This is a genomic window from Streptomyces virginiae (genome assembly GCF_040638905.1).
Taxonomy (GTDB): Bacteria; Actinomycetota; Actinomycetes; order Streptomycetales; family Streptomycetaceae; genus Streptomyces; species Streptomyces virginiae_B.
Window position 1 is genome coordinate 145,072 of sequence record NZ_JBEZYV010000002.1, and the last position, 22,734, is coordinate 167,805.

Annotated in this window: 21 protein-coding genes; 13 read left to right on the forward strand and 8 right to left on the reverse strand. The window is 72.5% G+C overall.

Going from position 1 to position 22,734, the window contains the following annotated elements:
• Positions 1 to 38: 38 nt before the first annotated feature.
• The gene (locus AB0F82_RS04115) at positions 39 to 1,673 is read left to right on the forward strand and encodes an FAD-dependent oxidoreductase (protein WP_362623758.1); all 1,635 of its coding nucleotides are present in this window, start codon (positions 39 to 41) and stop codon (positions 1,671 to 1,673) included.
• A 50-nt stretch (positions 1,674 to 1,723) separates the two neighbouring features.
• Here the strand turns inward: AB0F82_RS04115 and AB0F82_RS04120 are convergent, their stop codons facing one another.
• A complete protein-coding gene (locus tag AB0F82_RS04120; RefSeq protein ID WP_362623761.1) occupies positions 1,724 to 1,963 on the reverse strand; it encodes an acyl-CoA carboxylase epsilon subunit in 240 nt (79 codons plus the stop codon).
• Positions 1,964 to 2,211: 248 nt separating this feature from the next.
• Here AB0F82_RS04120 and AB0F82_RS04125 point away from each other — a divergent pair, with 248 nt between their 5' ends.
• The gene (locus tag AB0F82_RS04125) at positions 2,212 to 2,430 is read left to right on the forward strand and encodes a hypothetical protein (protein WP_030818030.1); all 219 of its coding nucleotides are present in this window, start codon (positions 2,212 to 2,214) and stop codon (positions 2,428 to 2,430) included.
• Between the two features lie 127 nt (positions 2,431 to 2,557).
• Here AB0F82_RS04125 and AB0F82_RS04130 read toward each other — a convergent pair whose 3' ends face one another.
• From AB0F82_RS04130 to AB0F82_RS04140, 3 genes are all read right to left on the reverse strand, one after another.
• Positions 2,558 to 2,857, reverse strand: coding sequence for a hypothetical protein (locus tag AB0F82_RS04130; RefSeq protein WP_356815975.1), 300 nt, complete (start codon positions 2,855 to 2,857; stop codon positions 2,558 to 2,560).
• Between the two features lie 12 nt (positions 2,858 to 2,869).
• Complete coding sequence (locus AB0F82_RS04135) at positions 2,870 to 3,454, reverse strand: GNAT family N-acetyltransferase (RefSeq protein ID WP_362623764.1); 585 nt, start codon at positions 3,452 to 3,454, stop codon at positions 2,870 to 2,872.
• A gap of 74 nt (positions 3,455 to 3,528) precedes the next feature.
• The gene (locus tag AB0F82_RS04140) at positions 3,529 to 4,077 is read right to left on the reverse strand and encodes a MepB family protein (RefSeq protein ID WP_362623767.1); all 549 of its coding nucleotides are present in this window, start codon (positions 4,075 to 4,077) and stop codon (positions 3,529 to 3,531) included.
• 215 nt (positions 4,078 to 4,292) lie between these two features.
• Between AB0F82_RS04140 and AB0F82_RS04145 the strand changes: the two genes are divergently transcribed.
• A complete protein-coding gene (locus AB0F82_RS04145; protein WP_362623770.1) occupies positions 4,293 to 7,601 on the forward strand; it encodes a hypothetical protein in 3,309 nt (1,102 codons plus the stop codon).
• Between the two features lie 212 nt (positions 7,602 to 7,813).
• Positions 7,814 to 9,235, forward strand: a complete 1,422-nt coding sequence (locus AB0F82_RS04150) for a glycoside hydrolase family 16 protein (RefSeq protein WP_356816012.1) — start codon at positions 7,814 to 7,816, stop codon at positions 9,233 to 9,235.
• Positions 9,236 to 9,293: 58 nt separating this feature from the next.
• On the opposite strand, the gene polX is transcribed toward AB0F82_RS04150, so the two are convergent.
• On the reverse strand, positions 9,294 to 11,021 hold the full coding sequence (polX, locus tag AB0F82_RS04155; protein ID WP_362623773.1) for a DNA polymerase/3'-5' exonuclease PolX: 1,728 nt from the start codon (positions 11,019 to 11,021) through the stop codon (positions 9,294 to 9,296).
• A gap of 158 nt (positions 11,022 to 11,179) precedes the next feature.
• On the opposite strand from polX, the gene AB0F82_RS04160 reads away from it, so the two are divergent.
• Together AB0F82_RS04160 and AB0F82_RS04165 are read left to right on the forward strand one after the other, a co-directional pair.
• A complete protein-coding gene (locus tag AB0F82_RS04160) occupies positions 11,180 to 11,722 on the forward strand; it encodes a hypothetical protein (RefSeq protein ID WP_356816057.1) in 543 nt (180 codons plus the stop codon).
• Between the two features lies 1 nt (position 11,723).
• Complete coding sequence (locus tag AB0F82_RS04165) at positions 11,724 to 12,245, forward strand: hypothetical protein (protein ID WP_362623776.1); 522 nt, start codon at positions 11,724 to 11,726, stop codon at positions 12,243 to 12,245.
• 95 nt (positions 12,246 to 12,340) lie between these two features.
• Here AB0F82_RS04165 and AB0F82_RS04170 read toward each other — a convergent pair whose 3' ends face one another.
• Complete coding sequence (locus tag AB0F82_RS04170; protein ID WP_362623779.1) at positions 12,341 to 14,770, reverse strand: SpoIIE family protein phosphatase; 2,430 nt, start codon at positions 14,768 to 14,770, stop codon at positions 12,341 to 12,343.
• Between the two features lie 127 nt (positions 14,771 to 14,897).
• Here AB0F82_RS04170 and AB0F82_RS04175 point away from each other — a divergent pair, with 127 nt between their 5' ends.
• The 4 genes from AB0F82_RS04175 (at position 14,898) to AB0F82_RS04190 (ending at position 17,955) form a co-directional block, all read left to right on the forward strand.
• The gene (locus AB0F82_RS04175; RefSeq protein ID WP_356815970.1) at positions 14,898 to 15,734 is read left to right on the forward strand and encodes a class II glutamine amidotransferase; all 837 of its coding nucleotides are present in this window, start codon (positions 14,898 to 14,900) and stop codon (positions 15,732 to 15,734) included.
• Positions 15,735 to 15,887: 153 nt separating this feature from the next.
• Positions 15,888 to 17,075, forward strand: coding sequence for a carboxylate-amine ligase (locus AB0F82_RS04180; RefSeq protein ID WP_362623782.1), 1,188 nt, complete (start codon positions 15,888 to 15,890; stop codon positions 17,073 to 17,075).
• A gap of 21 nt (positions 17,076 to 17,096) precedes the next feature.
• Positions 17,097 to 17,342, forward strand: a complete 246-nt coding sequence (locus AB0F82_RS04185; RefSeq protein ID WP_356815968.1) for a hypothetical protein — start codon at positions 17,097 to 17,099, stop codon at positions 17,340 to 17,342.
• A gap of 10 nt (positions 17,343 to 17,352) precedes the next feature.
• Positions 17,353 to 17,955 carry a hypothetical protein gene (locus tag AB0F82_RS04190; protein WP_362623785.1) on the forward strand — a complete coding sequence of 201 codons (603 nt, stop codon included), beginning with the start codon at positions 17,353 to 17,355 and terminating at the stop codon, positions 17,953 to 17,955.
• 83 nt (positions 17,956 to 18,038) lie between these two features.
• On the opposite strand, the gene AB0F82_RS04195 is transcribed toward AB0F82_RS04190, so the two are convergent.
• A complete protein-coding gene (locus AB0F82_RS04195) occupies positions 18,039 to 19,145 on the reverse strand; it encodes an NAD-dependent epimerase/dehydratase family protein (protein WP_362623788.1) in 1,107 nt (368 codons plus the stop codon).
• 269 nt (positions 19,146 to 19,414) lie between these two features.
• On the opposite strand from AB0F82_RS04195, the gene AB0F82_RS04200 reads away from it, so the two are divergent.
• From AB0F82_RS04200 to AB0F82_RS04210, 3 genes are all read left to right on the forward strand, one after another.
• Positions 19,415 to 19,768, forward strand: a complete 354-nt coding sequence (locus AB0F82_RS04200; RefSeq protein WP_356815843.1) for a PRC-barrel domain containing protein — start codon at positions 19,415 to 19,417, stop codon at positions 19,766 to 19,768.
• A gap of 8 nt (positions 19,769 to 19,776) precedes the next feature.
• A complete protein-coding gene (locus tag AB0F82_RS04205; protein WP_362623791.1) occupies positions 19,777 to 20,787 on the forward strand; it encodes a glutathione S-transferase family protein in 1,011 nt (336 codons plus the stop codon).
• Between the two features lie 93 nt (positions 20,788 to 20,880).
• A complete protein-coding gene (locus AB0F82_RS04210) occupies positions 20,881 to 21,924 on the forward strand; it encodes a LacI family DNA-binding transcriptional regulator (protein WP_362623794.1) in 1,044 nt (347 codons plus the stop codon).
• Positions 21,925 to 21,966: 42 nt separating this feature from the next.
• On the opposite strand, the gene AB0F82_RS04215 is transcribed toward AB0F82_RS04210, so the two are convergent.
• Complete coding sequence (locus AB0F82_RS04215; protein ID WP_436842031.1) at positions 21,967 to 22,623, reverse strand: DUF4360 domain-containing protein; 657 nt, start codon at positions 22,621 to 22,623, stop codon at positions 21,967 to 21,969.
• Positions 22,624 to 22,734: the final 111 nt, after the last annotated feature.

Genomic DNA, 22,734 nt, shown 5'->3' on the forward strand with positions numbered 1-22,734 from the left:
GTCCACTCCCCCACACAGAAAACAGGAGCCCGCAGCTGATGGAAGACAACGCCGATGTTCGCGTACCGGTTCTCGTCGTGGGCGGCTCCCTCGTGGGCCTGTCCACCTCACTTTTCCTGAGCCGCCACGGAGTGAGGCACCTGCTGGTCGAGAAGCACTCCGATACCTCCGTGCACCCGCGCGGCCGCGGCATCAACGCCCGGACGATGGAGCTCTTCCGTACGGCAGGGGCGGAGCACGCGATCCGCCGGGCGGCGTCCGTGCTGGAGGGCATCCAGGGCATTCTGCAGGCGCGGTCGTTGACCGACACCGCCGACCACAACTGGCTGATCAAGTCGATCGACCCGTCCGGAGCGCTGGCGCGTTTCAGCCCGACGGGGTGGTGCCTGTGCAGCCAGAACAACGTCGAGCCCGTGCTGGCCGAGCAGAGTCGTGCTCAGGGCGCCGACATCCGCTTCGGCAACGAGCTGATGAGCTTCGACCAGGACTCCACCGGGGTGAACGCCGTCGTGAAGAACCGCACGACGGGCGAGCACATCACGGTGCGCGCGGACTTCCTGATCGCGGCGGACGGACCGCGCAGCCCCGTCCGCGAACAGCTGCGGATCCCCCAGACGGGTAACGGCGAGCTGTTCCACAACGTGAGCGTCACCTTCCGCTCGGAACGGCTCGTGAAGGTGCTGGGCGACCTGCGCTTCATCGTCTGCTACCTGATGCGCCCGGGTGCCGACGGGGCGCTGCTGCCGGTGGACAACGACACGCAGTGGGTCTTCCACGCCCCCTGGCACCCCGACCAGGGAGAAACCCTGGAGGACTTCACCGACGAGCGGTGCGTGGACCAGATCCGCGAGGCGGTCGGCGTACCCGACCTGGACGTGGAGATCAGCGGCAAGGCGCCGTGGCACGCGGCCGAACGGGTGGCCGAGCGGTATTCGTCCGGTCGGGTGTTCCTGGCGGGGGACGCAGCGCACGAGATGTCGCCCACCGGGGCCTTCGGTTCCAACACGGGCATCCAGGACGCCCACAACCTGGCGTGGAAGATCGCCGCGGTGCTGGACGGGTCGGCGGGCATCGAGCTGCTCGACACCTACCAGGCCGAGCGGCTTCCGGTGGCGAGAGCCACGAGCGAGCGTGCGTCGGCCCGTTCGGCCGAGCACAGCCACCCGGGGTACGCGCCTCCGCCCACCATGGGCGGCGGACCGGGCAGCGGTGTCCTCACGACGGCGATGGCCTACTGCTACACGCAGGGCGCGCTCGTCGGCGGCGACCCGGCGCGGCCCGTCATCCCGGAGACGCTGCGGTCTATGGGAGACACCGGGACCCGGGCCCCGCACATGTGGCTGACCAGGGCCGGTGAGCGGATCTCCACCCTGGACCTGTACGAGCGTTCCTTCGTGCTGCTCAGCGGCGCGGGTACGCCGTGGCAGGCTGCCGCGGAGCAGGCGGCCCGACAGCTGGGGCTGCGGCTGGACGCGTACACGATCGGCTCCGGGCCGGGTGCGGACCTCGTCCCGGAGGGCGGCGCGCCGTGGACCGAGGTCCACCGGCTGGGCGCCGACGGCGCCGTGCTCGTACGCCCGGACGGGTTCGTGGCCTGGCGCTCGGAAGGCGCCGTGGCCGACCCCGCGTCGGTGCTGCGCGAGGTCCTCTCGACGGTGCTGCGCCGGGCGTGACCACCCACTCCCCCCGTCCGCCGGCCGTGCGCGCGGCCGGCGGACGGGGTTCAGCGGCAGGTCCAGCAGCCGGCCCAGCAGCCGGCGTGGGGCTGGACGGTACGGCGGCGGCCGGCGCCGCTGCCGGCCCCCCTGTCGGCGCCGCCCGTCGCGCCGCGGCCACGGTCACGCTCGATGGCGGTGCGGTGCGCGTAACAGGCGATGACGACCGCGATCGCGGCCACTTCCTCCGGGGCGGCAACGCCCTTCTCCACACGCAGCAGGCTCGTTATCGGAACATCCTTCGACATCGGCACGGCCTCTCTCACGGGGGCTGCGCGTGCGCCCTGTCGCGTCGCGAGGGGCGGACCGGCTCGGCGTCGGCGCGGGCGGCACACGGGTGGCTCGGCGCGCTGACGGGACGTGTTCCGCATGCGCGAACCGGCCTGTGGGGTCCTGTCGGATCTCGAGGACTCCTGTCGCGACCGACGGTACAAGCGCCCGGCGGCCGCGGCACGCCGGGATTCCGGCACCCGGCGGGCCGTCCGGCGGGGCACTCGTGAAGGGCCACCAGCCCCTGCTCTGCCGGGGGTGCGCCGGTCATCTGTACGCCGTCTGCACGACGGACCACACCGGCGGGAACAAGGTCGGGCAGTGGGAGGTCGACCATGAGATGCCCGTGTCGTGCCCGCTGGCGGGCCTGTTGCCGCTGACCGGCAGGGGCGTCTCCGTCCACGACCTGCCCGGCGCCGAGGAGGTACTCGGCCCACCGCGCTGAAACGGGCGGCGCATTGGACCGGCCGGGTGAGTCCCGCCCGCCGCGCGGACCGCCGCGGCGGACGGGCGTTGCCGGGCGGTGCCGTGCCTGGGAATGGACCGCACGGCCTGGCGCCCTCTTGGGCGGTCTACGCGCGGGACGGTCCGGGCACGGTCCGGAGGTCGTAGCGGTAGGAGCGGTCGTTCTTGAAGCTGAGCCAGACGGTGGCCGGCGGTTCGGGTCCGTCGGCGCGGCCGTCGACGGGGTGGGCGGTGACGAGACCGCCGGCGATCTCGCAGTGCCAACCGTCGGGCGCCGACCAGACGCACCACACCTTCCCGTCCGTCCGACGGTAGGCCGGCCGCCCGTTGTGCTCGCCGGCGCGTTCGAAGAGGTGGCGGAGCCCGTCGGTGTGCCGCACGAAGGTGAAGGACGCAAGGTCTGTCATGGCAACGGCACTTTACGGGGCCTGCCGGGCGGCGGTCCCGGCCGGCCGTGCCCGCCACTGCTCCGCCGCCATCCGCCAGATGACGTCGATCCCCGATTCGCCCGGGGCGAGCGGGCCTTCGGGCGCCGGTACGCGCTCGACCTCGGTGAAACCCAGGCGTCGGGCGACGGCCCCGCTGGCGTGGTTGGCGGCGTCGTGGTGGATCTCGATCCGGTCGATGCCCGGCAGTCGGAAACCCTGGGTGAGGAGAGCCGTGCAGGCCATGGTGACCAGGCCCCGTCCGGTCCGGGCCGGGTGGAGCCAGTAGCCGATTTCCAGGCCGCCCTCTCCGATCCTGCGCATGAGTACGCAGGTGCCGACCACTTCGGCGTCGGAGGTGATCGCGTAGCCGTAGGCCTCCCCGGTCTCCCACTTCTGCCGCATCCCGGTGAGGAAATCCGCGGTCTGCTGTCGCCCGGGGTCGGCCGCCCAGGGCATCCACGGCACCAGATGGTCCAGCGACTCGTAGATCGCCCGTTCCAGGGCGTCGAGGTGGCTCGTGCGCCATCGGTGCAGGTCGACCTGGTCTGAACTGAGGCTTTCGGCGGGCGTTTCCATGCACCGGATGCTCTCCCGGCCCGGCTGCCGGCGACAACGCATTAAGTGCTCCTGCCGGATCCGGCGAGGCCCGATCAGCGCTGCGCGGGGTGGTAGAGCACGTGCGCACGGGCCATGTCCACCGGCTCGTCCCCGGACAGCCGGAGGAAGTGTTCCACCTGCCAGGTCTGCGTACCGTGCGCCTGGCGGGCGGTGGTGGTCACCCACGGCGGATAGACGCGGAACGCCCGCTTGCCTCCGGATCCGTTCGTCGACACGACGCCCCGTTCGCGCAGGACGTCCCGCGGGAACACGAACTGCCCGAACCGCTCGCCCTCGCGGGTACTGATGACGAACAGGTCGACGGGATCCGCGGCGTCGAAGGGTTGGATCGGCCCGCCCGCGGACCTCTTCCACACCGTGACGAACTGGCCCGCCTTCGTCGGGGTCGTCCTGGCCACCCGGAACCTGACGGCGAGACCGTCCACGGTGAATCCGCACGCCCCGTAGTCGGCGCTCTCCGCCTCGGGCACCGGCCGTGAGCACGCGAATCCACCCGGGTCGTAGGCCAGCTTCCTCGCCCGCAGCAGGTCACCGGGGATCCCCGTCCCGCCGCGCGGCCACGCTTCGCGTTCCATCGCCATACCCGCATCCTGCCAGCTTTCGAACGTACGACCGAATTCAATCGAGCGCGCGGCTGGAACTCCTGTGCGAGCAACTGATCACCGTTGGTATGCTCCGACCCGATCGGAGGGGGGCCGATCACGGAGAGCCAGGCCGACCGGCCCGCGACAGCGGCTGCCCGGGGCCGGCTCGGTGGTGTCCCCTTCCTCCCGTGTTCGCCCATGAGAGGGTGCTTGTGGACCCAACCGTAAGACGATCGTCACGCCTGCACCGAGGGCTGGGAGCCGCCACGCTGGCCCTGGTCGCCGGCGCCGCACTGCTGCACGTGACCACGCCCGTGGCGGTCGCGGCCCCGGCCGCCGGCGCCCCGGCCGAACTGGTGCTGCCCGCCGCCCCGCGCGGACTCCCGGCCCGGGACCAGCTGTTCGTGGCCGGTGACACCGGCCTCCTGCACGCCCGTGAGGGCGGCGACCAGCTGCTGTGGACCCGGTACGACACCGGTGCCACCACCGACACCGGGCTGCGGCTGCCCGCCCCGGTCGACGGCGGCCTGGACCAGGGCCGGCCTTCGCGCGGCTACCGGGGTACCCCCGACCACCGCTACGGAACCTCCTCCGACTCCGTGGCCGTCCCGACGGCGGCCACGGCGCAGGCTCCCGCCAAGGTCGACCTGTACGACCTGGCCACCGGCAGGCCGGTCGCGCTCGGCACCGTCACCGTCCCCACCGGGCAGAGCTACTACGGGACGTACGGGCGCACCGTGCTGACCTTCGAGGGCAGCGCCTCCGCGGTCACCGGCTGGTTCCTGAACCGGCTGGACGGCGCCTCCACGGTCCGCACCAAGGTGGCCCTGCCCGCCGGCGCGGCCCTCGCGTCCTCGGTGCACGACGGCGACCAGAACGCGCTGATCCTGCGCCACCGCCAGGACGACCTCAGCCACTCCGTCCTCGTTGACGTCGTGACGGGAGCGACCACCGCGCTGCCGGACGAGGGCGAGTACGACTTCTCGCACACCTTCCGGCTGGCCAAGGGCAAGGTGCTGCGCACCGGCGACCAGAACTCGGTCGACGTACTGGACCGGGCGCAGCCGCAGACCGTGCTGAGCTCCACCTACCTCAACCCGGTCTCGGGCGAACTACGCCTGCTCGGCGACTGGCTGATCGGCACCGATTCCGTCCAGGGGTCCTCGGGCGACGACCGGGGCCGTCCGCTGCACTTCACGCCGATCGGCTCGACCTCCGGCACCGTCGAGTACCTGCTGGAGTTCGCCGACAGCCAGCTGCTGCCCGCACCGGACGGCTCGCTCCTCGCGGTCGGCAGCCCCAAGGCCCCCGCGTACGGCAGCCAGCCCCAGGTCGCCGTCCAGCGGATCACGGCGGCCGACGCGGCCAAGCCGCAGGCCGGCAAGCTCGCGGACGTCCCGCCGGCACCGGCCACGGTCTTCGGCCTGTCGATCGGCGGCGGCGTGCTCACCGCCGCCTCGGACACCGTCCAGTTCCAGCCGGGAGACATCACCGGAGCGTTCCGCAGCTACCGGATCTCGAACGACCCGACCCCGGTCAAGACCTTCGAGTACCTCGACGGAACCCACAGCATCAGCGACTGCTTCAGCCACGGCGCCGGCTGCGTCGGCCTCCGGTCCAGCGGCGACGGCCGGTACCTGGAGTACGACCCGGTGAAGTGGCAGGCCGCCGCCATCCGCCAGGCCGGCAACCGCGACTGGGCCGGCAAGATCCCCACCGGGAACGTCGACGGCCTGCGGACCGCGGACGCCGCGGGCCGCTACGTCGCACTCGCGCAGACCGCGTACGGCAACTGGACGTCCAACCACCTGGTCATCGTCGGGGATCTCGACGCGCGCGCCCAGGTGTTCCAGACGCAGGCGACCGGCGTCGCGGTCCAGGGCGACACGCTCTGGCTCTCCCGGCAGGACGACAAGACCGTCTACGCCAGTGACATGAAGGGCGAGGCGGACCGGGGCACCTTCACCACGCCCTGCCCGGCCACCCTGTTGGAGGCTGTCGGCCGCTACGTCTCCTGGGCCTGCCAGGACAGTCAGGGCACGGTGCGCACCAGCGGGGTGTACGACACAGCGACCCGCCAGACCCTATCGGTGCCGGTGATGAGCACTGGCTGGACCAACAGCGTCTGGGGCCGGGAGTCGCTTCTCGGCGACGGTTACCTGGTACGCCAGGACCTGGCCGGCGGCCGGCTGCTGCTGCTCGACTTCCACGACGGCATCAAGGCGTCCGGCGGCGAGAACACCGTGCAGGTCCGCACCCTGGCCCAGGGCGAGGAGTGGAAGGGCCAGCGCCACGCGAACCGGTCCTGGGCCGTGGACCGGACCGGCTCGAACATCGTGTGGACCGACGCCGACGGGCAGCGCATCCACGTGGCCAACAACGGCATCGCGGCCGCGCAGGCCGGTGACCGCCTCACCACGCTGTCCCCGGCGCGGCTGCTCGACACCCGGGCGGGACTCGGCCGGGCCGGGACCGCACCGGTGCCGGCCGGCGGCGAGGTGTCGCTGCAGGTCGCGGGCCGGTCCGGGGTTCCGCAGTCCGGTGTCAAGGCGGTCGTGCTGAACGTGACGGTCACCGACCCGAAGTCCGACGGACACCTGACCGTCTGGCCCTCCGGCACCACCCGCCCCGACTCCTCCAACCTCAACTGGACGACCGGGCGGACCGTGCCGAACCAGGTCGTGGTGCCGGTGGGGGCCGACGGCAAGGTCAACCTCCGCAACGCCGGCTGGGGCACGGCGCACCTGATCGCCGACATCTTCGGCTACTACGCTCCGGACGCCTCGGGCAGCACTTTCACCGCGGCGGGGCCGGCCCGTCTGCTGGACTCCCGCGCGGGGGTGGGCCGGCCGGGAACCACTCCGGTGGCCGCCCGCAGTGAGGTGTCGCTGCAGGTCGCGGGCCGCGGCGGCGTTCCGCAGTCCGGCGTCAAGGCCGTGGTGCTGAACGTGACGGTGACGGACGCGAAGGACGCCGGGCACCTGACGGTGTGGCCGTCGGGCAGCGCCCGCCCCGACTCCTCCAGCCTCAACTGGACGGCGGGCCAGACCGTGCCCAACCACGTGGTGGTCCCGGTCGGCGCCGACGGGACGGTGAAGCTGTTCAACGCGAGCTGGGGCACCGCCCACCTGATCGCCGACGTCTTCGGCTACTACTCCGGCGACCAGGCCGGCGCCACCTTCCACACCGCCGGCCCCAAGCGGGTACTCGACACCCGGACCACCGGGGCGGTCCCCGCCCGCGGGAACACCGTGCTCGACCTGTCCGGAAACGGTGAACTCCGCCGGGCCAAGGCGGTCGTGCTGAACGTTACGGTCACCGACCCGAAGTCAGACGGACACCTGACCGCCTGGCCCTCCGGCACCACCCGCCCCGACTCCTCCAACCTCAACTGGACGACCGGAGGGACCGTGGCCAACCTGGTGACGGTACCCGTGGGCGGCGACGGCAAGGTCGAGATCGCCAACCTCGGCTGGGGCTCCACCCACGTCGTCGTCGACCTCTTCGGCCACTTCGGCTGACCGCCCGCCGGCTCCCCGCCGAGTCCGACTCGTCGGGGAGCCGGCGCCGGCAATTCCGTTGCCTGACAGGCCTCTTGACGGTTGCGGCCCTTGACGGTCGCGGGGGGCGCAGAGCACAGTGGCCACCGTTCTGAGAGCGCTCTCAGAACGGTGGACCCGGCTCTACCTCCCCCCCACACCGCGCCTTGCAGCGCGCTTCAGAGAGGGCACCCATGCGCGAGACATCCGGCAGGAAACGAGCGACCGTACGGCGGGCCGTGCTGGCCGCGATCGGCACGACGGCCCTGGTGGCGGCCGCCGCCGCGGGCGTCGTGCTGCCCGCGAACGCCGCGGCTCCCCCCGCACCGGCGGGCTGGACCCAGGTGTTCCTGGACGAGTTCGACGGGGCCGCCGGCTCGGGGGTGAACACCACCGACTGGCAGTACACCACCGGCACCAGTTACCCCGGCGGACCGGCCAATTTCGGCACCGGCGAGATCGAGACGATGACCGCCGACCCCTCCAACGTCTCCCTCGACGGCGCGGGGCACCTGCGCATCACGCCGCGGCGGGATCCGGCGGGCCGTTGGACGTCCGGCCGTGTCGAGACCCGGCGGGGCGATTTCCAGCCCCCGGCGGGAGGTACGCTCCGCGCCGAGGCGCGCATCCAGATGCCGAACGTCACGGGACCCGCCGCCAAGGGCTACTGGCCCGCCTTCTGGATGCTCGGCACCCCGTACCGCGGGAACTGGTGGAACTGGCCGGGAGTCGGCGAGATCGACATCATGGAGAACGTCCAGGGCCTCAACACCGTCTGGGCGACCGTGCATTGCGGCACGAGCCCGGGCGGCCCCTGCAACGAGACGTCCGGCATCGGCGGCCAGCGCGTCTGCCCCGGGGCGAGCTGCCAGGCCGGCTTCCACACCTACGCCGTCGAGTGGGACCGCTCGACGGCGGTCGAGCAGATGCGCTTCTACGTCGACGGGGCCAACTTCCACACCGTGCGAGCCGATCAGGTGGACGCGACGACCTGGACCAACGCCACGAACCACGGCTACTTCATCATCCTGAACGTCGCGATGGGCGGCGGCTTCCCCGACGCCTTCGGTGGCGGGCCCGACGCCGGCACCGAGCCGGGCCACGCCATGGTCGTCGACTACGTGTCCGTACTGCGGTCGACCGGCGGCACGACACCGCCCACCACTCCCCCGACCACGCCGCCCACCACCCCGCCGTCCGGCAACCGCGACGCGTACGCCGCGATCCAGGCCGAGTCCTACGACGGCCAGTCGGGCGTGGCCACGGAAGCCTCCACCGACTCGGGCGGCGGCCGGAACCTCGCGGCCCTCGGCAACGGCGACTGGGCCCTCTTCCGGGGCGTGGACTTCGGCTCCGCGCCGGCGAGGCAGTTCCACGGCCGGGTCGCCAGTGGCGCCGCCGCCGGGGTCAGCGGGCTCGTCGAAGTACGGCTCGACAGCCGGACCTCGGCACCCGTCGGCAGCTTCTCGGTCGCGAACACCGGCGGATGGCAGAGCTGGCGCACGGTACCGGCGAACATCACGGCGGTCACGGGCACGCACGACGTCTACCTGACTTTCACCAGCGGCCAGCCGGCCGACTTCGTGAACGTCAACTGGTTCGACTTCGGCCACTGACACGAGCTGATCCCGGGCGCGGCCGGTGCAGGGCCGGTCGCGCCCGCAGGACAGGTGCTCACGTGCTCTTCCCGGCCAGGAAGCGGCGCAGTCTCGTCAGCGGCCAGGCGTTGACGACGTCGTCCGCCGTCAGCCAGCCGCGCTGAGCCGTTCCCACCCCGTACCGCATGTAGGGCAGGTGCGTGGTGGCGTGGGCGTCGGAGTTCACCGCGAACTTCACGCCGTACCGCTTGGCCCGCAGAATGTCCTCGTCGCACAGGTCGAGCCGCTCGGGGTGGGCGTTGATCTCCAGAGCGGTGCCCGATCGGGCGCACGCCTCGAAGACGGCGTCGAAGTCGGCGTCGATGCCCGGCCGTTTGCCGATCCGGCGGGTCGTGGGGTGGCCGATCACGGCGACGTGCGGGTTCTCGCAGGCGCGGATCAGGCGGCGGGTCAGTTCCCGCCGGCTCTGGTTGAAGTGCGAGTGGACCGAGGCCACGCAGATGTCGAAGCCGGCGAGGAAGTCGTCGGGCCAGTCCAGCGAGCCGTCCGGGCCGATGTTGAGTTCCGTGCCGTGCAGCAGCCGCATCCTGCGGTGCCTGCCGTCGAGTTCCCGCACCCGCTCGCGCTGGGCGAGGATCTTCTCGCTGGTCATGCGCTGCATGGCGAGGTCCGGGGCGTGGTCGGTGACCGCGTAGTACGCGTATCCCCGGGCGGCAGCGGCGGCGACCATGTCCTCCAGCGGGGCGAGTCCGTCCGTGAGGTCGGTGTGGGTGTGCAGGTCGCCGCGGATGTCCTTCTCCGTGAGGAGGTCCGGGAGTTCGCCGCGCAAACCGGCCGCGATCTCGCCGCGGTCCTCGCGCAGCGTCGGGGGTATCCAGGGCAGGCCGAGGCGTTCGTAGACGGCCTCCTCGGCCTCCGAGGTGACGCTCTCGCCGCTCTCGGCGTCGAAGAGCCCGTACTCGGAGAGCTTCAGGCCCTGGCGCACGGCGAGTTCGCGGGTGCGGATGTTGTGCGCCTTGGACCCGGTGAAGTACTGCAGGCCGGCGCCCCAGGAGGCGGGCGGGAGGACCCGCAGGTCCACCTGGAGGCCCGTGGCGGTCCGTACGGAGGTCTTCTTCTCGCCGCGCGCGATGACCTCGGCGATGTACGGGAGGGACGTGAGGGCTTCCATGAACGGCGCCGACCGGCGCGCCGCCACCAGGATGTCGAGGTCGCCGATGGTCTCCCGCATGCGGCGCAGTGATCCGGCGTACGTGCACCGGACGCAGCCGCGGACGGCGGACAGCTCGGCGACGAGCTGTTCGGCGGCGTCCATGGCGGCGCCGACGAGGATCCGGCCCTCGCCCGCCTTCTGCAGCAGTGCGATGCCGTGCAGGATGTTGTCCTCGGTCCGCTCGCCGAAGCCCTTGAGGTCGCGCAGCCGTTCCTGGTGGACGGCTTCGAGCAGCTGGTCGACGGAGGTGATGCCCAGCTCGTCGTACAGGACCATGGCCTTGCGCGGTCCGAGTCCGGGGATGGCGATCAGCTCGCGCACTCCGGACGGCACGGCGGCCCTGGCCTCGTCGACGACGGACATGCGGCCGGTCCGCAGGTAGTCGACGATCTTGTCGGCGACCGACCGGCCGACGCCCGGGATCTCGCGCAGCTCCTCGGCGTCCAGGGCGGCGACGTCCTGCGGGTGGCCCCCGACGGCGCGGGCGGCCTTTTCGTAGGCGCGCGCCTTGAATGCCTCCCCGCCCCGGATCGCGATGAGGTCCGCGTACTCCTGGAGCATCGCCTCGACCTGGTCGTTGGCTCGGACCATGCCTCCAGGGTGCCCCGCGGGCACCGGGCGGGCACGCCGGGCCGCCGGGGCCGGGCGGGCCCGGCCCCGGCCGCGCCACGGCTGCCCCTGGTTTGGCGGGCGGCAGCGCGGGCAGCCGCGAGACACACAGGCGAAGGCCCCGGAAATGGAGTGCGGACATGTCTACAACCACACTCGTAGTGGTGATCGTCATCGCGGCGGTCGTGGTGCTCGCGCTCATCGCGACGCTGTGGCTGTCAGCACGGCGACGGCACCTGCGCGAACGGTTCGGCCCCGAGTACGAGCGCACCGTGCAGGAGGAGGGCGGCGCGAGGGCCGCCGAGCGCGACCTGCGGGCCCGTGAGCAGCGGCACGACCAGCTGGACATCAAGGAACTCCCCGCCGAGCGGCGGCGCGAGTACGCCGAGGCCTGGAGCGAGGTCCAGGAGCACTTCGTGGACCGCCCGGAGAACTCCGTGGCGGAAGCGGACGAGCTCGTGTCCAGGCTGCTGGACGAGCGCGGATACCCCACTGCGGGATACGAGGACCGGCTGCGCGACCTGTCCGTCGAGCACGGGCGCACCCTCGACCACTACCGGGCCGCGCACGACGTCAAGGTGCGCAGCGGCGGAGGCCGGGCGACGACGGAGGAACTGCGCGGGGCGATGGTGCACTACCGCGCCCTGTTCGAAGAGCTTCTGACGGATCAGAGGAGTCGTTGACATGCGTATGCCTGGAGACCAGGAGGCCCGGGACACCGAATCCGGTCCGACCACGGAAGACATCCTGAATTCGGGCGCGGCCGAGGAACGGCAGGCGCCGGCGTACCCGGGTGAGGCCACCTCCGAGTGGACGGAGGACCCGTCCGGGACGACAGGGACGGCAGAGATGACAGGGGCGGACGAGGCGGCAGGGGCGGACGAGTCGACCGCGACCGACCGGCCCGACGCCAGGGGTCCGGCCGACGCCGACACGGAGGAGCCGCTGCTCGGCGCGACGGAGACCGAGGAGTACCGCAGGAAGTGGAGCGAGATCCAGGGCCGGTTCGTCGACGACCCGCAGGACGCCGTGAGGTCCGCGGACACCCTGGTGGCGGAGGTCATGCAGGCGCTGGCCGGCAGCTTCTCCACGCGCAAGCAGGGCCTGGAGGGCCAGTGGGGGCGCGGTGAGCAGGTGGCGACGGAGGACCTGCGGGTCTCGCTGCAGCACTACCGCTCGTTCTTCAACCGGCTCCTCAACACCTGAATCGACACATCGACTGGTGAGTCGACACCTGGAACCACCACCGGACACCCCCTGAGCACCACGTCCGAGCACCACGTCCCGGACGACGCCGTACCTCACTCGGCGTCGTCCGGGACGTGTATGTCCACTACACAGATGTCGTCGAGGTTGCCCGCCCGCTGCGCCGCCAGTGTGCGGGCGAGCTCGCCGTCCACGCCGTCCCGCAGCAGCCGCAGGGCGGTTTCGGCCAGGCGGCCCAGTCCGAGGTCTATGTCCTCGCCCGGCTGCTCCACGAGCCCGTCGGTGTAGAGCAGGAGGTGGTCACCGGGCCGGAGGTCGATGACGGCCTGTCCGTACACGGAGTCGCGGGCGGCGCCCAGGAGGCAGCCGTCGGGCTGGGGCAGGAAATCGGCCCGGCCGTCCCGGATCAGCAGCGGCGGCAGGTGTCCGGCCCGCGCCCAGGTCAGGCGGCGAACGTCCGGCTGGTAGCGGCCGATGACCATGGTCGCGGTGGCGGACGGCTCCGAATCCGAGTGCAGCAGCAGATGGTTGAGCCGGCGCAGGACCTCGATGAGGGCCGATCCGGTGGTGGCCATGCCCTTGGCGGTGAACCTCAGCTGGGCCATGGTCCCGACGGCCGGCAGGCCGTGGCCGGCCACGTCCCCGACGACGAAGAGGGCACTCCTGTCGGGCAGTTCGACGGCGCTGTACCAGTCGCCTCCGACGTTCACTCCGCTGTCCGACGGGACGTAGGCCACGTCGACGCACAGCCCCGCGAGCTCCACCGACTGCCCCGGTATCGGCAGCAGGGTCGCCTGGAGCCGGGCGGCGAGCGCGCGCTCGGCCTGCAGCATGCCGGACTGGACCAGGACGGCCCGCTCGCTCTCGCGCAGGGCGAGTTCCGCGTCGCGCAGCGCGGTGACGTCCTGGAAGAACCCGTGCACCTCGACCGGGCTCCCGCCGACGTCCGCGCGGGCCTCGACGACCATCCGTACGTGCCGGACGCCCTCGGCCGTGGTGATCCGGAACGGGTGGTCTACGGCCCGCTGCCCCAGTCGCAGCAGCCGGTGGACGACCGCGGCCGTGCGCGTGCGGTCATCGGGCAGGACGTACTGGGCCAGCTCCTCCAGCCCGATCGGGCCCAGCGCGGGATCCCGCTCGAAAATGGCGTAGACCTGGTCGGACCAGACGACCTCGCCCGTCGTCAGCTGCCAGCCGGCCCAGCCCAGGTTGCCCAGGCGCTGCATGTCGGTCAGCCTTCGGGCTTCGCGCTCACTGATGTCGTGGCGGACCCAGGAGACGATCAGGCGCCCTCCCAGCCGCGTCGCCCGGACCGAGTACACGGACTCCTGGGGGAACCCGGCACCCACTTCGTGATAGGTGAAGGGCTCGCCCTCGTACACGGCCCCGGTGGCCAGGGTGTCCTCGTAGCCTTCCCACAGCGCGGTGCCGGCCACGGTGGGGTACGTCTCCAGGACCCGTCGACCCACGAGTTCCTTGCCCCGGCGTCCCCCCACGTCCACGGATTCCGGCGTGGCCGCGTCGATCCGGTAGTCCTCGATCTCCCCCGTCGGCGACCGCAGCGGGGTGAGCAGCACCGCGGGCCCGGACAGCGCGTCCAGGACCGTCTGGACGGATGCGACGTCGGGGACGGCAACGGCCGCCGCGCCCGCGTCGGCGGGCCCGCCGTTGCGCAGCGGGGCTGCGCACAGCCGGACGGCCCGGCGCAGCACGGTACGGGTGTCGGGGTCGAAGGGGCCCGGACGGTTCCGCAAGAAGCCGACGGCGCTCCGCACGCGTCCACCGGTCGGTACGGGGATCCAGGCGCGGGACGGCCACTGTCCGGCGGCCTCACCGATCAGCAGGTAGCGGCGGGCGTCCGCCGCCGGGTCCTCCAGCCATACGGCCTGCCCCGCGGCAATGGCTTCGAGGGCGGCGACGCCGCTGAGCGGGGGAACGTGGCGCCATTGATCGGCCAGTGACCCGGTGATGCCCGCGTGGCCCGTCAGCTCCAGGCTGCCGGTGGACGTCACGGTGTAGATCATCACGCCGTCCACGCCCAGCGGCGCGCCCAGAACGACGCGCAGCAGCTCCGCGATGCCGTCCTCGCAGTCCGTCTCGGCGAGGCCCTCGGCCAGCCGGGGCAGCAGTGCGCGCAGGCAGTCGTCGGCCGGCGCGGCGACGGCGTCGCTCCCGGTCCCGGTCCCGGTGGCCGGCTCCGCCGGTTCCCGCCGCCCTGTCCCGCCCGCGGCCGACGTGGCGGGCGCGGGCGTCGGCCTGGACCGGACCTGGCCCAGGGTGAGCCAGCACTCCTCCATGAGGGTCCTGCCCCACCGGGTCCCGCGCGCGAGCAGCGTCTCGTAGGCCGCGTCGGCGGATGTACCCGTCCGGGCCATCAGCACGCCCTTGGCGCGCTCCACGACGGCGGTGGACGCGGCGATGCCCTGCAGGTCCGCGATTTCCGCTCGCAGCCTGGCCACCACCTTGGCCAACGCCAGTACCTCGGGTGAGGCACCTTCGTCGGGAGGCACGACGTCGTGCGTCATATCTTGAGGATGGCACGGCGGTGGCGGGGTACGCGCCCGACTGCGGGCCCGGAGCGCCCGCGACCCCGCGGGAAGGGCACGGCCCGCGGAGTTACCCTCGGAGCAAGCGGCGAAAGGGATGGTGCGCATGTGTCGGTGGCTCGCCTACTCGGGTACGCCCGTCCTGCTCGACACCGTGCTCTACCGCCCCGAGCACTCGCTGATCAACCAGAGCCTCCGTTCCCGGATGGGCGTGGAATCGACCAACGGCGACGGTTTCGGGCTCGGCTGGTACAGCGCGGACGGAAACGGCACGCCCGCGGTCTTCCGTGACATCGGCCCCGCCTGGAACAACCGGAACCTCCAGGAGCTGGCCGCGCACGTCCGCTCGCCCCTGTTCTTCGCGCACGTCCGGGCCTCGACCGGTTCGGCCGTCCAGCAGACGAACTGCCACCCGTTCCGGCACGGTCGCTGGCTGTGGATGCACAACGGGGCGATCGGGGACTTCGCCCGGCTCCAGCGCGATCTGTGCATGGCCGTCGACCCGGCCCTGTTCTCGTGCATCGAGGGGTCCACGGACTCCGAGGTGATGTTCTACCTCGCGGTCACCTACGGGCTCGACCAGGACGTTCCGGGTGCGGTGGCGAGGATGGCGGGACTCGTGGAGCGGCTCGGCAAGGAGCACGGCGTGGCGGAGCCGCTGCAGATGACGGTGGCGGTGAGCGACGGCGAGCGCGTCTGGGCCTTCCGGTACTCCAGCCAGGGGAAGTCGCGCTCCCTCTACTACAGCAGCAGGGCCGACACGGTCCGGCACCTCTACCCGGAGATCGACTACCTCAGGGAGGTGTCCGACGACACCCGCATCGTGGTCTCCGAGCCGCTCGGCGACCTGCCAGGAGTGTGGAACGAGCTCCCCGAGAGCAGCTACGCGGTCCTCCCGTCCGGTCCGGACGCGGACTACCTCCCATTCATTCCGGAGTTCTAGCCGGAGTTCCAGCTGTGGCCGGTGCCCCTGAGTGAGGGGGGATCCGGCGGGTAGGTGAAGCACAGGAGGAGGGCCTGGAAGGACGGCAACACCGCCTCGGCCGGCCGGTCGCAACCGGTTGCCGGCGGGCCACCCTCACCGAAAGGACCCCCGATGTCTCTGGCCGTGTCCACGTCGGCGCCCCGTCGCGGGAGCCGGACGGTTGCGCCCTTCGGACGGGGAAGCGGCAGCTGCGCCGCGGCCGTCGTGCCGACCATGGGCGTGGAGGAGGAGTTCCTGCTCGTCGACCGCCGCAGCAGGGCCCCGGTGGGCCGCGCGGCACGGGTCATCGAGGCGGCTTCGGGCAAACTCGGTCCGCTGGTCCAGGCGGAGTTCTTCACCGCCCAGGTCGAGTCGTGCACGAGTCCGACGTCGAGCACGGCCGTGCTGCGGGCCGAGCTGGCGTGGCTGCGGGCCGAGCTGGTCCGGGCGGCGGATGCGCAGGACTGCCTGCTCGTCGGCACCGGCACCGCGGTGATACCGCCGGAGCACCCGCTGACGATCACCCCGGACGAACGCTACCGGCGGATGGCGGTCCGCTTCGCGTCGGCCGTGGGGGGCTACGACCAGCCGGTCTGCGGCTGCCATGTCCACATCGGCGTGGCCTCCCGGGCGGAGGCCCTGGACCTGGCCAACCGGATCCGGCCCTGGCTGCCCACCCTCCAGGCCCTCAGCGCCAATTCCCCCTTCGACCGGGGCAGGGACACCGGCCATGCCAGCTGGCGGGCGGTGGAACACGCCCGCTGGCCCACGGTGGGCCCCGCTCCCTTCCTCGACGAGGCCTCGTACGAGCGCATCGCCCACGACCTGGTGCAGTGCGGGGCCCTGCTGGACCGGCGGATGATCTACTGGTACGCCCGCCCGTCCGAGCACGTGCCGACGCTGGAGATCCGCGTCGCCGACGTGAACGCCCGCCTCGACACCGTCGTCCTGCTGGCCGCGCTCGTCCGCGGGCTCGCCGGCGTACTGCTGCCCGAGGGCGAGGAGGGCAGGCCACCACCGTTCCTGGAGTGCGGGCGGCTGCGGGAGGCCCACCGGCTCGCCGCCGTGCACGGGCTGAGCGGCGAAGGCCTCGATCCGGTCGGCGGAGCCCGTGTGCCGGTGTGGGACATGGTGGATCTGCTGCGCGAGCGAGCCGCTCCGGGACTGGCCGCGGCCGGCGACCTCCACCTGGTGGACACCCTGCTCGACCGGCTGCGCTCAGAGGGCGGCGGGGCGGACCGACAGCGCGCCGCCCATCTCCGGCGCGGAAGGCTGAGCGACGTGGTCGACAGCCTGGCGATGACGACCGCAAGCGTGTGAGAAGAGACGGAAGGAACTGCCATGGACGACCAGGGCGGCGCAGGCGGAGTACCGCTGCACCACGACGACGACGAAGCCCGACGCCGGGCTCCGCACGCCGGGCCGCGTGCCCGGAAGGCGCGCAAGGACGAGGGGACCACCCGGGCCGCGGACACGGATGAGGCGAGCCGCCTCGACCGGCCGGTGGAATCCGGCGGGCCCGGACCGGACACCCGCTGGACGGGGCCGGACGACGACCGGCCGGCCACCCCCCGGCGAGCGCCCTGAGGAGGCCGGCGTGAACCGGAACCTCAGGCCGCCCACGGGCCGCGCGCCCACGTTCCTGGCCATCTACCTCAATGACCACCTGACGGGCGCGAACGGTGTCGTCGAGCTGCTCCGCCGGGCCGCAGAGGCCCATCGGGGCGGCGCCCTCGGCACCTCGCTGGAGTCGCTGGGCGAGCAGGTGGCCCAGGACCGGCGGAGCCTGCTCACCCTGATGGCCGATCTCGACGTGCCCGTCATGCGGACCAGGGCCGCCTTCGGCCGGATCGCGGAGAAGGCGGGCCGGCTCAAACTGAACGGCCGCGTCCTGTCCCGGTCCCCGCTCAGCGACGTCCTGGAACTCGAAGCGATGCGCCTGGGCGTGGAGGGCAAGGCGGCCTGCTGGCGGTCGCTGCGGAGCCTGGCGCGCACCGACCCCCGTATCGACGTCTCCCTGGTCGAGGAGCTCATCGGGCGGTCCGAGCAGCAGATCCGCGCCCTGGAGGCCATGCGCAGCGCCTGTGCGTCACAGCTCTTCGCCCGGGAGGCGCGCGGCCGGGCCGCGACACCCCACGCCGCGCAGGCCGTGTGGCGCCGCGGCCACCTTCGCGGCCTGCCGAGGACCGGCCCGACCTGAGCGGCTCGGCCCGATTCCGACCGATCCGACCTGACCGGCCCGCCGGCCCGGCCCCGGCCGGCCCCGGCCTTGACCCCGGCGTCTCAGATCCGCCCGCGGGACCGGGCGAAGCGGCGGGTGGGCTCCGGGTCCGAGGCGAGCGGGGCGGTGTCCATGCCCGCGCCCGTACGGAGGCCCTCGAGGAACTCCTCGATGGCCTGGACCGAGGTGTGCCGGGGTTCCCAGGACAGCTCGCGCCGCGCCCGGGTGGAGTCCATCAGCGGGAGCCGCAGGACGGCGTCGAACAGGTCAGGTGATGCCGGGACCAGGTGCAGCCGCCACGCCGCGGCGAGTGCGGCCCGCACGGGGGCCGTCGGCACGGGCAGGCTGCGGGCGTCGAGGACGCCGGAGAGGACCTCCGCGTCCAGCGGCGGATCGGCCGCCAGGTTGAAGGGCCCCCGGACCGGGAGGGCGGCGGCGGCCCGGTAGGCGGCGGCCGCGTCGTCGGTGTGCAGGGCCTGGAAGCGCAGCCCGGCCAGGTCGGGCACGGCGGGGAGCAGATCGGGGCGCAGGAACCGGCTCGGGAGCAGCCGGCCCGCGAAGATGCGGCGCTGCTCGGAGGCGGACTGCCGCTTGAAGAGGAAGCCCGGCCGCATCCGCACGACCCGGATGTCGGGGTGGGCCCGTTCGTAGGTGTCGAGGACCCGTTCGAGATAGGCCTTCTCCCGGGTGTAGGCGGCCTGCGGCCAGCCGTGGGTGGGCCAGGACTCGTCGACCGTGCGGTCCTTCGGTCCCGGTGAGTAGGCGCCGACCGACGACGCGTGCACGAGGGCGGGCACGCCCGCGGCGGCCACGGCTTCGAAGACGCGGATGCTGCCCAGGACGTTGGTGCGCCAGGTCTCGGCGGGGTGGTGGGTGGGCTGGAACTTCCACGCGAGGTGGATGACGGCGTCGGCCCCGGTGAAGAGCGCGGCCAGGTCCCCGCCGCCCGGTTCCACGTTCACGGCGTGCCAGTGCGTCTTCGGCGGCCGCCACAGGGGCATCCTGCGGGCCAGGCCGAGCACGGACTCGACGGAGGGGTCCTCGGCGAGGGCGAGGACGACACTGGTCCCGACGTTCCCCGTGGCGCCGACGACCACGACACGAGCGCCCTCACCTCGCCGTTCGGCTCTGCGGTCGGCGTTCTTCTCCGCCGGTGCCTGCTGCGTCATCGTGTCGGCTCCTCTCTGCGGAGGGCGATGGGCTGTCCCGCCGGTCGGGCCTGCGGGCCTGCGGGCCTGCGGGCCTGCGGAGCGCCTACCCGGGCCGCCGCACCGCATGCGCGGGCCGTGGCGGGCCGGGCCCGTGCGGGAGCGCGACCGCTCCGGCATCCTGGGCGTGAGCCGGTCTTTTGCGGGGAGGTGCCTGAGTGCCACTCCCGTCCGGCTCCCGGGGCGGGCGCAGGCACCGGCACACGTACGGGTACAGAGAGGCGAGAGCCGTGACCGAGAAGGACATCTGGGGCTACCACGAGGACGCCGGCCACCACAGCGGCATCGATCTCGTCGGCTACAAGGTCGAGGCCACCGACGGCCACATCGGCAAGGTCGACAAGCACTCCGCCGACTTCCGGGCCTCCCACATCGTCGTCGACACGGGCGTCTGGATCTTCGGCAAGCACGTCCTCCTGCCGGCGGGCACCATCGAACGCATCGACACGGCCGAGGAGAAGGTCTACCTCGGCCTGACCAAGGAACAGATCAAGAACGCGCCCGACTACGACGAGGCCAAGTACGCCGGCGAGCCGAACTTCATGGACCGGTTCGGCCACTACTACGGCCAGTCCCACATGTAGGGGCGGGCATGAGGTACGTGAGCCCCGGCAAGGGGTACGCGCGGGACAGCCGCTACCTCACCACCCGGATCACCGCCGACGGGCGCGACGGGTTCCCCGTGGAGCCCGGCCGCTACCGGCTGGTGGTGGCCCGGGCCTGCCCGTGGGCGAGCCGGGCCGTCGTCGTACGGCGGCTCCTCGGTCTGGAGGAGGCGCTGCCGATGGCGGTGGCGGGCCCGACGCACGACGACCGCAGCTGGACGTTCGACCTGGACCCGGGCGGCCGCGACCCCGTGCTCGGCATCGAGCGGCTCCAGGAGGCCTACCTCGCCCGCGACCCCGACTACGACCGGGGCATCACGGTGCCGGCGATCGTCGACGTGCCGACCGGGCAGGTGGTCACCAACGACTTCGCGCGGATCACGCTCGACCTGTCGCTGGAGTGGACGGCGTACCACCGTGAGGGAGCCCCCGACCTCTACCCGCCGGCGCTGCGGCCGGAGATCGACGCCGTGAACGAGGTGGTCTACGAGGAGGTGAACAACGGCATCTACCGAGCCGGTTTCGCCGGGTCCCCGGAGGCCTACGCGTCGGCGTACGAGCGTCTGTTCGCGCGCCTGGACCGGCTCGCCGAGCGGCTCGCGGCGTCCCGCTACCTGGTGGGCGACACCATCACCGAGGCGGACGTCCGGCTGTTCACCACCCTGGTGCGCTTCGACGCCGTCTACCACGGCCACTTCAAGTGCAACCGGCGGAAGCTGTCCGAGACGCCGGTGCTGTGGGCGTACGCGCGGGACCTGTTCCAGACGCCCGGCTTCGGCGACACCGTGGACTTCGACCACATCAAGCGGCACTACTACCTGGTCCACGACGACATCAACCCGACCGGGATCGTGCCGGCCGGCCCGGACCTGTCCGGCTGGCTCGAACCCCACGGCCGCGAGGCGCTCGGCGGCCGGCCCTTCGGCGACGGCACCCCGCCCGCGCCGGTCTCCGCCGAGGAGAGCGTGCCGGCGGACCACACACCGCTGCCCTCCTGACGCCTTGCGGTGATCACCCGTTACCCTTCTGTTCGGCCGGGCCGACTCTTTCGGATCGTGCCGGGCCCGCCCGTTGACCATGGAGGAAATCACGTGCCCGAACCGCGTTCCGGCAGCCGCCCCACTCTGGAGGCCGTCGCGGCGCTCGCGGGCGTGTCGAGGGCCACGGTCTCCCGCGTGGTCAACGGCGGCGACGGGGTCCGCCCGCATCTGGCCGACCGGGTGCAGACGGCGATCCAGGAACTGGGTTACATCCCGAACCACGCGGCGCGCACGCTGGTCACCCGGCGCACCGGCGCCGTCGCGGTGATCATCCCCGAGCCCGAGGCCCGGGTCTTCTCGGACCCCTTCTTCTCCCGTCAGATACGCGGCATCAGCAAGGAGTTGACCGCACACGACACCCAGCTGGTGCTGCTGCTGGTGGAGGACCACTGCGACTACGACCGCATCGAGCGCTACCTGGCCGGCGGCCACGTCGACGGGGCGCTCGCCTTCTCCCTGCACACCGATGATCCGCTGCCCGCCATCGCCCGCCGCCTCGGCATGCCCATGGTCTACGGCGGCCGCCCCGGCTGGACCTCCGGGCCCGGCGAGCCGGACAGGGTGACGTACGTCGACGCGGACAACCGCGAGGGCGCCCGGGAGGCCGTACGGCACCTGCTGGCGCAGGGGCGGCAGCGGATCGCGCACATCTGCGGCCCGCTCGACCAGACTTCGGCGGCCGACCGGCTGAGCGGCTACCACGACGTGCTGCCCGCCGCCGGGCCCGAGCTGGTCGCCGTGGGGGACTTCACCGCGGCGGGCGGGGCGCACGCCATGGCCGAACTGCTGGACCGGGACCCCTCGATCGACGCGGTGTTCGCCGGCAACGACCTGATGGCGACCGGTGCGCTGCGCGTGCTGCGGGAGCGCGGCCGGACGGTGCCCGGTGACGTGGCGGTGGTGGGCTTCGACGACGCCGAGCCGGTGGCGGAGAGCGCCGACCCGCCGCTGACGACGGTGCGTCAGGACGTCGAGGGCATGGGGCGGATGATGGCGCGGCTGCTGATGGAGCGGCTGGGCGACGGCCGCGAGGGCCGGAACGTGCCGGGTCCGGTGATAACCGAGACGGCTCTGGTGCGGCGCGCGTCGGCCTGACGCGGGGCCCGCGCGACGGGCGCGGGCCCCGGTCCCGCCCGGTCAGCGCGCGGGGCACTGCTTCCAGGAGAAGTGGTAGACGCTGTTGATGCTCCCGTCCGTGGAGTCGAGGGCCATGAAGCTGGTCTTCGACGGGTCGGAGGTGCCCACCTCCGTACGCAGTTCGGTGTTGATGTTGAAGTTGCGCTGCTCGCCGCAGGGCGACCAGGCCAGGGCCTCGATGCCGGTGGTGTCGGTGGCCTGCCAGTTGTCGTCGAGGGCGCCGTCGAACCGGTGGGTCCGGTAGGCGGTCTGGCTCATGCCCTGGAAGTAGTAGCTGGCCTTCTGCGTGCCGATCGCGCCCGGCTGGAGGCTTCCGAAGCCCCGGTAGTCGACCTGCGCGATGGCGTAGGTGTAGCCCTGCGGGACGTGCACGACGAGGGACAGCAGACAGTTCTTGCGGCCCTCGACGGCGGGGACGCCGCCGCCGGCCTGGGCCAGGTACTCGCTGTAGGTGACGGTGAAGGCCGAGTTGTCGGGTGACACGGCGACGGCGGCACTGCCGGGACGGCAGCCCGATCCGTTGACCGTGGCGACGTCCACGGTCACCCGGTCGACGGGGGCCGAGGCCGATGCGGAGGCCCCCGCGGAGGGGCTGAGCGTGACGAGCGTTGCGGTCACGGCGGCTGCGGTGAATCCGGTACGGAGCGACTTGATCACACCGACATGGATAGCGGTCCGCCGGGGGCGGCACCGGCCGACGGGTGCGCGGTCTCACCTTGACGGTCGACACGATTCACCGCAGAAACGATAAATCACCTCATATCGACC